The 12,151-nt window shown below is 56.0% G+C and carries 10 protein-coding genes and 1 pseudogene; 3 read left to right on the plus strand and 8 right to left on the minus strand.

Annotated features, from left to right (window positions below):
* Window positions 1-28: 28 nt before the first annotated feature.
* Together BEI65_RS13910 and BEI65_RS13915 are read right to left on the minus strand one after the other, a co-directional pair.
* Entirely contained in the window at window positions 29-1,378 is a 1,350-nt protein-coding gene (locus BEI65_RS13910; protein WP_099063848.1) for an amidase, read from the minus strand.
* Complete coding sequence (locus tag BEI65_RS13915) at window positions 1,378-2,091, minus strand: DUF2848 domain-containing protein (protein ID WP_099063849.1); 714 nt, start codon at window positions 2,089-2,091, stop codon at window positions 1,378-1,380. Before BEI65_RS13915 ends, BEI65_RS13910 begins: the two co-directional genes overlap by 1 nt.
* 129 nt (window positions 2,092-2,220) lie before the next feature.
* On the opposite strand from BEI65_RS13915, the gene BEI65_RS13920 reads away from it, so the two are divergent.
* Entirely contained in the window at window positions 2,221-2,898 is a 678-nt protein-coding gene (locus tag BEI65_RS13920; RefSeq protein ID WP_099063850.1) for a GntR family transcriptional regulator, read from the plus strand.
* 90 nt (window positions 2,899-2,988) lie between these two features.
* Here BEI65_RS13920 and BEI65_RS13925 read toward each other — a convergent pair.
* From BEI65_RS13925 to BEI65_RS26820, 4 genes and pseudogenes are all read right to left on the minus strand, one after another.
* Window positions 2,989-3,305: pseudogene (locus BEI65_RS13925) on the minus strand (BrnA antitoxin family protein).
* A 68-nt stretch (window positions 3,306-3,373) separates the two neighbouring features.
* A complete protein-coding gene (locus BEI65_RS13935; protein WP_099063851.1) occupies window positions 3,374-4,120 on the minus strand; it encodes an SDR family oxidoreductase in 747 nt (248 codons plus the stop codon).
* A gap of 25 nt (window positions 4,121-4,145) precedes the next feature.
* Entirely contained in the window at window positions 4,146-4,955 is an 810-nt protein-coding gene (locus tag BEI65_RS13940) for a MipA/OmpV family protein (protein ID WP_099063852.1), read from the minus strand.
* A 13-nt stretch (window positions 4,956-4,968) separates the two neighbouring features.
* Window positions 4,969-5,199 (minus strand): hypothetical protein, encoded by a 231-nt coding sequence (locus BEI65_RS26820; RefSeq protein WP_157765451.1) that lies wholly within the window; start codon window positions 5,197-5,199, stop codon window positions 4,969-4,971.
* Window positions 5,200-5,386: 187 nt separating this feature from the next.
* Between BEI65_RS26820 and BEI65_RS13945 the strand changes: the two genes are divergently transcribed.
* Together BEI65_RS13945 and BEI65_RS13950 are read left to right on the plus strand one after the other, a co-directional pair.
* On the plus strand, window positions 5,387-6,055 hold the full coding sequence (locus tag BEI65_RS13945) for a response regulator (RefSeq protein WP_085118723.1): 669 nt from the start codon (window positions 5,387-5,389) through the stop codon (window positions 6,053-6,055).
* On the plus strand, window positions 6,052-7,461 hold the full coding sequence (locus tag BEI65_RS13950) for an ATP-binding protein (protein ID WP_099063853.1): 1,410 nt from the start codon (window positions 6,052-6,054) through the stop codon (window positions 7,459-7,461). The genes BEI65_RS13945 and BEI65_RS13950 overlap by 4 nt, the downstream gene beginning before the upstream one ends.
* 99 nt (window positions 7,462-7,560) lie before the next feature.
* Here BEI65_RS13950 and BEI65_RS13955 read toward each other — a convergent pair whose 3' ends face one another.
* Both BEI65_RS13955 and BEI65_RS13960 read right to left on the minus strand, forming a co-directional pair.
* Entirely contained in the window at window positions 7,561-8,526 is a 966-nt protein-coding gene (locus tag BEI65_RS13955; protein ID WP_099063854.1) for a zinc-binding alcohol dehydrogenase family protein, read from the minus strand.
* 134 nt (window positions 8,527-8,660) lie between these two features.
* On the minus strand, window positions 8,661-11,933 hold the full coding sequence (locus BEI65_RS13960) for an autotransporter domain-containing protein (protein ID WP_099063855.1): 3,273 nt from the start codon (window positions 11,931-11,933) through the stop codon (window positions 8,661-8,663).
* Window positions 11,934-12,151 lie beyond the last annotated feature (218 nt).

The raw sequence follows: 12,151 nt of genomic DNA on the forward strand, positions 1-12,151 counted from the left end.
GTAAGGCGGGGTCGACCCCACCGGAAAATCACACCTCGGTGAGGCAGCGTTCGATCGCCAGCGCCCAACCCAGCAGCGCCTCGTCCTGCAAGGGCAACCCGGCCACCATCAGGCCAACCGGCGCCGCACCGGGCGATTGGCAGGGCAGTGATAGTGCGCAACCATCGAGGAAGTTGATCACCGAAGGGTTACGCAGCGCAGCGCCGTTGATACGAAAATAAGCGTCTTCATCCGCTTCCAACTCGGCAATGGTTGGCGCAACCATAGGCACCGTCGGCATCAAGAGTGCGTCAAACCCTTGCACTGCAGCCGTCACCCGCCGTTGCCAATCGGCACGCAGCAACTGCAATTGCTGTAGATCCTGCTCATTCAGCCATTGGCCGCGACGAATACGCGATAACACCCTTGGGTCATAGCCATCGGCATGTTCGGCAATCAGCGGCTGATGCCAGCGCCAGGACTCCAGCGCGCTGAAACCACCGGCAGCGTTGATCGTCGCCAGTTCGCCAAACTCCTGGCAGGGAATAAATTCAATCTGTGCTCCGGCCTGCGTCAGCCGCTGCAGGCTGAGATGAAACGCGGCAGTGACCTCATCGTCCAGGCCATCCAGCACCAGCGTTTGGGGCACGGCAAAGCGCGCCTGACTCAAGGTTTTCTGCTGCGGATGCAGCGGCAGATCGGCTATCGCCGCATCCAGCGCGATGCAACCGGCAACGTCATGAGCAATCACGCCAATCGAATCCAGTGAGGGTGACAATGGCAACAGGCCGCGACGGTCGATACGCCGGGCGGTGGGTTTATAACCGGTCAGGCCGCAGAAGGCCGCCGGGATGCGTACCGAGCCACCGGTGTCGCTGCCTATCGCACCAAAACACATGCCGTCAGCCACCGCTACCGCCGCACCGGAAGACGAACCGCCGGGAATCCGGCGAGCAGAGCGATCCCAGGGATTGGCAGGCGTGCCGTAGTGGGGATTGATCCCCAGCCCTGAATAGGCAAACTCGGTCATGTTGGTTTTGCCGATCACCACCGCGCCAGCCTGCAACAACCGCGCCACCACGGCGGAATGGCGGTTAGCCACCGGCGCATCGGCCAGCACCCGCGACCCGGCGGTGGTGACTTCCCCGGCGACGTCAAACAGGTCTTTAACCGACACCGGTACGCCATCCAGCGCCGACAGAGGATCACCCGCCGCACGCCGTCGATCGGCCGCCAGTGCCTGCTGCTGTGCCCAGTCGCTATAAACATGGGTAAAAGTGCGAGAGCCCTCACCCTGGTCGTCGGCAATTTGCGCCAGCGCAGCGGCAGTCAACTGCACAGCCGTTAATTCACCGCTGGTCAACCCGGCAACGACCTGCGTTAAAGTCAGTTTTTCCATCACGCCACCACCGGCAGTTCAATACTGCGATAGCTATGGCTGATAGTTCGCCCCAGCACCTCGTCCACCAGTTCCATACGGAATTCGGCCGCCGGTCGGATACCGCCAATCGCCGCCACCGTGCCGCAGGCCATCGCCAGACCGTCACGCGGCTGAGGTACCGTCAGCCCGCCCTCGGGCACCTGCTGACCACTCAGATAACGATCCAGCAGATCGCCAGGAGTACGCAGACTGGCAAGGTAACCCTGCTGATAAAGCCGGAACTCACCGTCCTCTTTGATCCAGGATCGCAGGATCAACGAGTCCCAATGTGCGATCACTTCTCGCAAGGGCCAGGCGGCACGTGCTACTGGCTTGACGCAAATTTGCTTGGACAGCGCTACGCTGTGCGCCTCCAGTTGACGATCGGTATGATCCGAGGCCAGCGAAACAAACAGCTCGCCGCGATGAGTGAAGATCAGCGGTTCCGCTTCGCCGGAGCTGGCATTGCCGATCACTTCAATGCAGTCGCTCTGGCTAAGCTGATTAACGGCCACCCGATAAAACAGTGGGATTGCACTGGGTTGGGGCACACCCAGCGCCGCCAACTCCCTAATATGGTGCAGGATCGCCTCGCGATCGCGGCCGGTCCAGCCGGCAATCACCAGATGATCGATCTCAACATCCAGCACCCCGGCACCGCTGGATTCAGGCAAAGTGAAGGTCAGTCTCATGGCGTTTGTGCCTCTTTGGTTAAAATACTGTGAAATTTCACTATATCTTTAGCTACCAAATAAGCGATTTCCGTGCCATGTTTTTGTGTACTATGTCTAAAAACTTTCTTCTTGCAGGAGCAGAACGTGATGACCCTTGACGCAGAGAGCCAGGAACTCCCGACGGCAGAGGAAGCCGGAATATCGCTGAATGAACTGGCCTACCGGCGCTTTAAGCAAGCACTGGTGACGTTAAGCTACAAACCTGGTGAATATCTCAATACCGCGCAGGTGATGAGTGAGCTGGATATGGGCAGAACGCCGATCAATCAGGCGATCCACCGGCTGGCCAATGAAGGGTTACTGCAGGTGATCCCGCGTAAAGGGGTGATGGTCTCGCCGCTGTCGATGGATGACGCACTGGAACTGATTGAAGTGCGACTGGCCAATGAAATGCTGTGTATGCGACTGGCTAGCAAGCGCATTACCGAATCGCAAGTCGCCGCACTGACGGCCCTCAATCAACAGATCGAAGCCGCCAGCCAGCGCCGTGACCGGGTACAGATGATGACGTTGGACCACCAGTTCCACCAGCAGCTGGCGCAGATCGCCGGGAATAATATGCTGGCGGACATCCTGAGCGTGCTGCACGCCAGAGCACAGCGTTTCTGGGCCAGCACGCTGTCACGCGAAGGCCATATGCGGGAGGTGATCGAAGAACATCGGGCGATTATCGCCGCTCTGGCAGCACAGGACGACGCCGCCGCGGCCAATGCGGCAGAAGCGCACATTCTGTCTTTCCGCAGTGCGCTGCTGCATGAGGGCTGATTGGAGAGAGGTAATGTCGTATCAAAAACCCGGCGCGTCTAAAGCTACCGGGTTTTAAACTGCAGGATAAACAGCTACGGATAGATAATTTTACTCTTCGAGCTCTTGGCCTTTCAACATAGCGGCACGCAAGACCGCGTTCAAACGCTTCTGGTAGCCCTTACCCGGTCTCTGGAGCCATTCCAAAATGTCAGCATCAATTCTGACTGTTTTTGATACCTTCATCGGTTTGTAGAACCGCCCCTGTAATGCCGTTCCCCATTGCTCATCGCTAAGCGCGGGGGCATCACCATAGTCAATCCCATCATCCGGCATAACCCTCAAGGAGGCTATCTGCGCTTTTGCTCCTCCGTCAGGGGAGGAAGCACGCTATGCTGCACATTCCTAACCGAATTTTTGCGTTTCATACTTCCCCCTTTCTCGTGCATCCGCTTTGCGGGCTGAAATGATACGGATAACCTCAATAACATCGCCGTCAGCGGCCGCCGGAGGCCTCGATAAAGCTGCCGGTGACGTAAGAAGCGGCATCGGACAGCAGCCAGACGATGGCTTCCGCCACTTCTTCCGGGGTGCCACCACGCTGCATCGGCAGGTTGCCCTTCACCCGATCAACACGGCCCGGCTCACCGCCGCTGGCATGCATCTCGGTGTAAATACAGCCCGGCCGCACCGAGTTAACGCGAATCCCTTGGGCTGCCACTTCCAGCGCCAGTCCGGTGGTCAGTGTGTCGACCGCCCCCTTCGATGCCGCATAGTCGATATACTCCCAGGGTGCCCCTAAACGAGAGGCGGCGGAAGAGACGTTGACGATAGCTCCGCCCTGCCCACCATGACGCTGCGCCATGCGCTTCACCGCTTCGCGGCAGCAAAGGAAATAGCCGGTGACGTTGGTGCTCAGCACTTTGTTGATACGTTCGGCGGTCAGTTGTTCAATGCTGGTCTGTTGAAACAGAATACCGGCATTGTTGACCAGCGCACTAATAGGACCGAGGGTGGCATCCAGTTCGGCAAACATCGCGACCACCTGGCTTTCATCACCAATATCGGCCTGCAACGCCAGCGCCCGGCCGCCCAGGGAGGTTATCTCTGCGACCACCTGTTGCGCCGCAGCCTCATCCTTCAGATAGTTAACGCCCACTGCGTAGCCCTGACGGGCCAGCTGTAACGCCGTGGCGCGACCAATACCCCGGCTGGCACCGGTGACCAATGCAACTTTAGTCATGCTGTTCCTTTCTCTGGTTAGGAAATCAGAAACGGTAGCTGGCACTCAGGAAAGCCACCCCAGCCACCTTTTTCTCGACGATCGGGCTGTTAGCCGCATCGCCCAACAGAGTATAGATACCGACTCCGCCCTGGAAAGCGATTTCCCGCGTCAATTGATAATTCAGCGCCGTGTTGAACATCACCTGTTTAAAACCGCTGCCTGGCCGATAAGTTTCGAAAGCGCTTTGCTGTGCCTGCTGCTGGGTAACACCAAAGTAGCCCCGCTGATAGCCGCTGTTGGCCCAGGTGGTGGTCAGATCGGCAGAGAGGCTAAGAGCATCGGTTAAGGGATACAGCGCTGCCACACCCAGATCGACATAGGCGGTGTGCCCCAGATCTTCATCGCCGTAGCGACGCGCCTTGGTCGCCTGCATGCCCCTGACATAAGCGCGGAAAGGCTCGAGTTTATAGCTCAGTTCAATGCCGGCCTCAAACGCACCGTCCAAATCGCCCATACCTTTCAGCCGATTGTTGTGCCCTCTCAGCGTTTTCACTTTCTCGTCTCGTCCGCCGTCATAACCGGCCAATAAGGTGATGCCGAACGGCCCCGACAACGGCAACTGCCAACTGGCGCCCCCCAGCCCAATACTGAAATCCCCCCAGGCCGCCCCATCATAGCTGGCCTGCATATCGTACAGCGGCACAGCGCTATAGGTAGATGCCCCCTGATACAGCGGCGCTACCGCCATACCACCGCTGAGAGTCAATGAAGCTTGCCCGCCCTGTTGTGCAGAGCCCTGCAGGGGAAATATTGTCAACAACGTCGCTACGGAATAACCCAGGATATTTTTCAACTGGTCAGCCTTATTAAATTAAATGTTGTAGCTGCACCAGACGACGCAGCTGTTTTTTAATGCGAGGTTTTAAGCTTTTATAAACAACCAGGGGTTCAGCATGCTGAATAAACGGCAGGGTCGATGAAAGTGGAGTGGCATGCTTGCCACTCTGCAAGCCGATAGGGGAAGGCAGCGTAGTCAGCGCCAAAAATAAAATCGCGACAGCGCATGTAGCCACCGTTGAAAATTTATCTGCTCGCATTTTCCCCACCCGAATGATTTTTTCAGGGATGAGCGTACTAGAAACAAACCGAGGCTCCCTTAACGCCAAATTAATGCCAGATTAAGGTTTGCTTAAGAACGGGTGAGCAAAAAGGATGACGTCGTTGTCTTCACCCGATGGTTGTAGTTATATAGCCGTCGACACATCGATATTAATCGGATGGCACGTGAACATACTGTTGGTGGAAGACGACCTGCAATTAGGCAAGGCCTTATGCCGCGCATTGGAGCTGGCGGGCTTTGAGTTGTGCTGGGTGCGGCTGGTCCATGATGCTCAAAGTAAACTCTCGCAAGCCAGCTTCGATTTAATGCTGCTGGACCTGACCCTGCCTGACGGCGATGGCTTAAAAAAATTGGTCGAGTGGCGGGCCGCCGGACAAAATATCCCGATCATTGTTCTGACCGCCCGCGACCGGATTGAGAGCCTGGTCAATAGCCTGGACTCCGGTGCGGACGACTTTCTGGCCAAACCTTTCGCCTTGCCTGAGCTGATATCTCGTGTGAAGGCGGTGAACCGCCGCATGGCCGGGTTTGCCTCCCAAACCTGGAGCCTGGGCAATTTGTATCTGGACCCAATGAACCACCAGGTGACACTGGATGGTGAACTGCTGCTGTTATCGAAAAAGGAGTACCGGCTGTTGCATGAACTGATGCGCTGTGCCGGCACCGTGGTGCGTAAAACCGCACTGGAGCAAAGTCTTTTCGGTCACGGCGACAGCGTGGAAAGTAACTCGCTGGAGGTACATATGCATAATTTGCGGCGCAAGATAGGTAGAGAGCGAATTATTACCGTGCGCGGCATTGGCTATTTATTAAAAAAAGAGACGCTGGGATGATTAGTTTTAAATCCTTTTTTATGCGCACCATTATTTTCCAGGTATTAGCCATATTACTACTGTGGGGCGTATTGATGGGCTGGGTAAAATATTTTTATTACCCCGACGCCGAAAAATACTTGGATAATCAGCAACGCATTGTCGCACGCGGCATTGCCAATATTCTTGATAAGACTGACGTCAACGACCACAATTTTACTGAGGTAATTAAAGACATCGAAATAATGTATATCGACTCGATCAAAAACGGCATGCAGGATGAAATAGACTACCGACCCTTATTCGTGGTTTACGATCGTAACAATAAGATGCTTTACGCCTCGCCAGCGCAGGAAATACCGCTGTTCCTGCCACCTTCCGTGCTGTCCGGCACTATCAGTTACGCCAATATGAAGTGGCATATCGCCGGCAGTTGGAGCGACAAGCAGCAATTTAGGGTGATCGTCGGCGAATCCTTTGACAACCGCACCACCATTTTCGGTAATCCGGCGGAAAGCACCGCTATCCCACTGTTGCTAACCCTGGCGGCAACCATTGCCGCCCTGTTGATCACCGCCTATTTCAGTCTGAGGCCGCTACGGCAAATCGCCAGAATGATCTCTGACCGCAAGCCCGGTACCTTGTCACCGATCAATGCGACCGAGCAATATCAGGAAATCCGGCCAATAGTATTGGAAATCAATAAGCTGATGGCACGTATCGATGCCGCCAATCAGCGCGAAAAACGCTTTATGGCTGACGCGGCGCATGAGCTACGCACCCCGATCGCCGCCGTACTGGCACAGTTGCATCTGCTGACCCAGGTGGCGGATAAAACCGAACGACAGGAAATCATTGAAGACATGCAGCAGGGGCTGGATCGCGCCGCATCGCTTTCGCGCCAACTGATTGACCTGGCCAAGCTGGAGTCAGAAGACTTTCCGCTAAAGATTGAAACCGTGAATATTCACGCGGAAATCAGCAAATGCATTGCCCAACACGTGCCCTATGCGCTGGAAAAGAACGTCGAACTTTCGCTGGATGGCAGTGAAAATGTGATGATTGATACCGATCGCCAATCACTGATTACCATCTTCACCAACCTTTTGGAAAACGCCATCAAATACGCGCCGGAGAATGGGCGAATCGAAGCCAATATTCGCTCGCTGTCACCGCTGGGTTGCTACATTACCTTGCGCGACAATGGCCCTGGCATCGGCCCGGAATACCACAAACGGCTGTTCGAGCGCTTTTACCGCGTGCCGGGCACCCTGCAAGTTGGCAGCGGTCTGGGGCTGGCGATAGCCAAAAATCTGGCCGATAAAATCGGTGCGCAGCTGCGGCTCACCGAAGGACTCGATGAACGCGGTATCGGGTTTGTTATCGACTTACCGGAAAACTACCTCGCGCCGCCAGAAGAGAGTTAAACCGGCATGAAAGCCGCTATTTTACTGCCGCGGTATCGGCTTGATTGACTGTGACAGATCAATGGGCAAAAACGTGTTTGCCCATAAACCTGAGAACAGTTATCCGGCAATACGGATCACCGATCGCACATCGCTTTTCTTGTTCAGATCCCACACTTCGGCGATCTCGGATAAACCGTGCTCCTGAGTTTCAACCGAGATCTGCCCTGCGGCCGCCAACGCCAGGATCTCACTGGCATATCGCTGCATCTCAGCCGGCGGAGGGAAATTGCCGGTACCACTGCCCAAAATCTGCAGCTGGTTGCTGCGCAGTACCGCTGCCGGCAAGCGGATGTCTGGCCCGGCCATTGAACCTACGTTGACCAGACGAATACCGCGCCCACCGGCATAGGAAGACAGATCGTGATTGTTCAGCGTGGCCAGCAGCGCTTCGGTAGCCGCACCCCAAATGTAATCGACAATCACCTGATAGCCGTTCGGGCCTGCAGCAGCAGCGAAAGCCTGCACCAGTGCATCTCCTTCCAGGCTGAGGTCCACCGTCGCATCGACGTCCAGCGCATCCAGTACGCTCTGCCGACGCCCAGCCGCGACAATCCGCCCGGCTCCCGCCTGACGTGCAGCGGCCACCGCCAGCTTGCCCGAGGTGCCGGTCGCACCAATAATCAGCACCGTTTCACCCGCCTGAAGCTCAGCGCGCCAGTGCAGCGGCAGCCAGGCGGCAAATGCCGGATTAATCAAGGCCGCCGCGGTGGCATCGTCCACACCTTTCGGCACCGGCACGCTCCAGGAAGCGACGGTACGCTCTGCCAGTGCGCCGTGAGGCTGCCGGAAAGAGGCGAAATAAACCCGCTGGCCATCCGGTGCATAGCCAACGCCATCGGTACCTGGCACGATCGGCAACACCTTAGGGCTGGAGTAATGGGTTCCCGCCACCATGGCGCGATCCAATTGTTTGATACCGGCGACAATCACTTCGATCAGGGTTTCCCCTTCTCTGGCTATCGGCTCATCCACATCACCGACTACGGGTGCCTGGCCTAACGCGTTAACTATTGCAGCTCTCATCATTGCTCCTTAATCCGTTGGGGTTGCGGTGCGGCGACAGTAAAAAAGGGACACTGCATCATGCAGTGTCCCTTGAGAGTACGCTTTGCCGAACGTGTTATTGATATTGACTCACCGGCATTTTGTTGGAGAAATCAGAACCGCCAGCTCACAGACATATTGCCCTCTAATGAATTACTGCCCTGGCGGAACAACTCGCTGGAAAGCCCGGCCCCAACTGAAACATCTTTGTTCAACTGATACTGCACACCCGCCTGCGCCGCCAGCCCATCACGCCCCGCCAAGGTGCTTTTGCTATCAAAAGCTGAGGCGTCATAACCAACGAACTGCGCACGCTGGGTGACATTGTTGCTCAGCAGCTCATGCTGCCAGCCAAGGCGCAGGGTCGAGGACAAGGCCTCTGTCCCCTGGAACAGCGCCTCTACACCCAGCGTGCTTTGCAGAGAGTCGGCATAGCGCCCTTTAATCTGCATCGGCAAGGTGCCAGTACCGGTCTCCTTAATCGTACGATGAGTGGTGGCGGTATAATCCAGTGCCGCTACCGGGCCAAAGCTGAACGAATCGGTTAATGCAAAATGATAGCCGCCGCCCAAGGTCAATGAACCGTTCCAGGCCGTCCAGTCGCTCTTACTGGTGCCGCTTACACCGGCGACATCAAACTGACGCTTCATATGACTATCCTCAGCGCCCACCCGGCCCAGGCCATAAGCAAACGGCCCGGCCATGGCATCCTGTGCAAAGTTGAACTGCAAACCGACATCAAATGAAGTGCTGTGCGCCCGCGCCCGATCGGCACTTTTGGCATTGACAGTTTGTCCGCCCACCGCGGCGTGGAAACCGGTGGTCAGCCCAGGCACCAGCACATTACGTTTCTCAGCGCCGAACAGCACGCCATAACGCGATGCGTTGTAACCGGTGATATTGCCCGAATTACGCTGCCAGTTACCGCCGCCATAAGGCAGGGCAAAACTGATCCAATCTTGTTCGTCGTCAACCGGAGCCAGCGTCAGATTGCGTTCCTGTGCCGTCAACGCACGGGTTAACTGACGTTCGCGATCGAATGAAGCCTGGATCAGGCTGTTATAGGCCGACGGCTCCAGCTGTGCCAAAGCATTGTTGACCTGCTTGCCATCAGGGGCAGAGAAATCCAGCGCCGTCAGCAACGGACGCATATCATTACCCGCCGTCACCGCCGCACGGGCCAACGCCAGACCGACGTTCTGCTCATTCGCGCTCTGTGCATACTGGCTGTAGGCCGATGCACCACGGCGGGCGCTGATTTGATATTCCCCGGCCGCCAACGGTGTCGCACTGAAGCTTAAGGTCGGTGACTGCGTCTGCACGCTGATCTGATCGAACTCACCGCTGGCCTGCCCCAGTTGCAACAGGGAAGTGCTGTTCAGCTTCCAGTCTGATGCATACCAGCCTTTGACCGGCATCAGCGCCAAGGCACCGCTCAGACTGGATTTTCCGCTGATGATCACCTGGTCCCCACGCCCCAGGTTGTCGAACATCAGTTGCAGACGCCCCTGCGGCCCCTGCGAGTAATCGCCGACGATCGAAACCAGACCAAAAGGTGAACCGGTGGTGAGCAAACCGTTATTGGTAAACAACCCGGCATCCGACAACTCATAGCGGCTATTCCCCGCCAACTGGGCGCCCGGCTCAATATCCACGCTATACACCTGATGTTCGCCGTTTAACGTGGTTTTCCCCCCTTCGGCCACCAACGCAAAATTATCCTTACCGCGAATATTGCCGTTATAGGTGAAGTCAAAACCGCTATCCGCCACCGCAGTGACCTGCCCCAGCTCATCCGGCTGTAAACCGAAGGTTAAACGGGTGAGACGCGCCTGATTATTTTCGTCCCACTGCGCATAGTCAGAGATAATATCGCCCTGAATGTCAGCACCACGCATCACGTTGATTGCACTGGCTAGCGCATTCTCTGACTGGTAGATCGCCGCTTTGCTGCCCTTCAGCGAGCCGGTAATGTCGAAATTGGACACCAGCGGGGCCGCCCGGTATTTGGACAGGTCAACCCCACCCCACTGCCAGATATATGAACCACGGTATTCGGCATCATTGCCCAACATGTTGTTACCAAAGTCCAGACGGGCAGCGATACCCTCTTTGCCGGTCGCCTCCAGGCTACCGCGCTGGATAATATTATGCCGATCCCCATAGGCCACCAATAAGCCGGTGCCATAATCACCGTTGGCCTGCACCCGGGTACCCGGCGCGATGCTGAGCGTGTTGCCCGCACCATCAATGCGGATACCGGCGGCGGCTACGCCATCTGCCAACAGGTCGCCGCGCTGCTCTATGCGATTGTTACTGCCGTAAATGTGCAACCCGACACCCCGGGCAGCAGTATTGGCTTTGCCGTCGATATAATCGGTACCGTCAGCATTACGCGCGAAATACCCTTGCTGGTTAACCACATCCAGACCGCTGCCATAAACAGAGCGACCAAAGAAGTTACGGCGATCGATGTCGTACCCCATGTCCTGTAACAGCGCCAATTCGGCTTCCATCATCGAGGTGTAATTGCGGTAGTTTTGGTGGCTCATCAGGCTGCGATCCAGCTCGATGTGGGACATGTAATCTTCATCCAGATCGCCAAATACATCGAGGATGCGTACCGGAACTCCCGGCATGGCACCGTCCAGCACCTCTTTGACATGGCTACCGGCGAAATAACCTTGATCCTTGCGCACGTCGAAACCTGAAGGATCGTCCGGTCCCTCACAGCCTTTGCACAAAATCGCTTGGTCCGGCTGAGCAGGATTACCGTTGTCGTCAAACAGATGCGATGTCCAGCTCCCCTGCGTCGGGCTAAATTGCGTTACGCCATTGACAACCGCGGCCTCATTACTGATTCCCAGCGCATGGGCAATTTCATGAAATATCGTGACTTCCAGATCGGTTCGATGATCGGTGGGGATCTGGGCCGGCGAGGCCTGGGTAGGGGTAAAGTCCAGCTTGCCGATACGGACGATGGCATGGGCACCGCTGTCCAATACCCCCACCTCCTGCCCCTGTAACACTGCCTGAAGCTGGGTCAAACTAAAGCTGTCGTCACTGACGTTGGCGCTCATTGCGCCGGCATTTTTCTCATCAAAGGTACCGACGTTGATCACCCCCGGCAATTGGCCAGGCTTGGGTTTGATAATATCGGCCCAGCGTTGTGCGGCGCTGATCACCTGTGCCTTTTGCGCCTCGTCCAGGACCCAGGATGAGTGCTGAGGGACACCTTCATCAGTAAAATAGCCGTCATCGGTGGGGGTGTAGAAATTCAGTTTAAATACCGTTTGCCCGCTGTTATTTCGTACTTCATAACTTTCAACCGCCTGCGCGGAGCAGAAGGGTAAAGCCGCAATGATTGCGATAGCCAACCTTTTCATAGAGCACTCCTTGTGAGTCAATCTTCCCTGCAAAATATTTTGCTGATGTCAATTTAACCACGCGTGTTTAAACGGAATGTAAACCGGACAGTGTCTTAAATCAGGTTGGAAGCAAACTGCGGGGGATCGCACAAAAAAGAAGATAATTAGCAATTAATCAAATATATAAGCAAGAAAACCATGTGCATGATGGACAAATAAATATCCTCCGGCATAGC

The organism is Serratia sp. BW106 (assembly GCF_002607755.1).
GTDB lineage: Bacteria > Pseudomonadota > Gammaproteobacteria > Enterobacterales > Enterobacteriaceae > Serratia > Serratia proteamaculans.

Excerpts from the sequence above, each read along its gene's own strand:
- BEI65_RS13910 (WP_099063848.1), bottom strand. The coding sequence starts at position 1,378 with ATGGAAAAACTGACTTTAACGCAGGTCGTTGCCGGGTTGACCAGCGGT.
- BEI65_RS13915 (WP_099063849.1), bottom strand. The coding sequence starts at position 2,091 with ATGAGACTGACCTTCACTTTGCCTGAATCCAGCGGTGCCGGGGTGCTG.
- BEI65_RS13920 (WP_099063850.1), top strand. The coding sequence starts at position 2,221 with ATGACCCTTGACGCAGAGAGCCAGGAACTCCCGACGGCAGAGGAAGCC.
- BEI65_RS13935 (WP_099063851.1), bottom strand. The coding sequence starts at position 4,120 with ATGACTAAAGTTGCATTGGTCACCGGTGCCAGCCGGGGTATTGGTCGC.
- BEI65_RS26820 (WP_157765451.1), bottom strand. The coding sequence starts at position 5,199 with ATGCGAGCAGATAAATTTTCAACGGTGGCTACATGCGCTGTCGCGATT.
- BEI65_RS13950 (WP_099063853.1), top strand. The coding sequence starts at position 6,052 with ATGATTAGTTTTAAATCCTTTTTTATGCGCACCATTATTTTCCAGGTA.
- BEI65_RS13955 (WP_099063854.1), bottom strand. The coding sequence starts at position 8,526 with ATGAGAGCTGCAATAGTTAACGCGTTAGGCCAGGCACCCGTAGTCGGT.
- BEI65_RS13960 (WP_099063855.1), bottom strand. The coding sequence starts at position 11,933 with ATGAAAAGGTTGGCTATCGCAATCATTGCGGCTTTACCCTTCTGCTCC.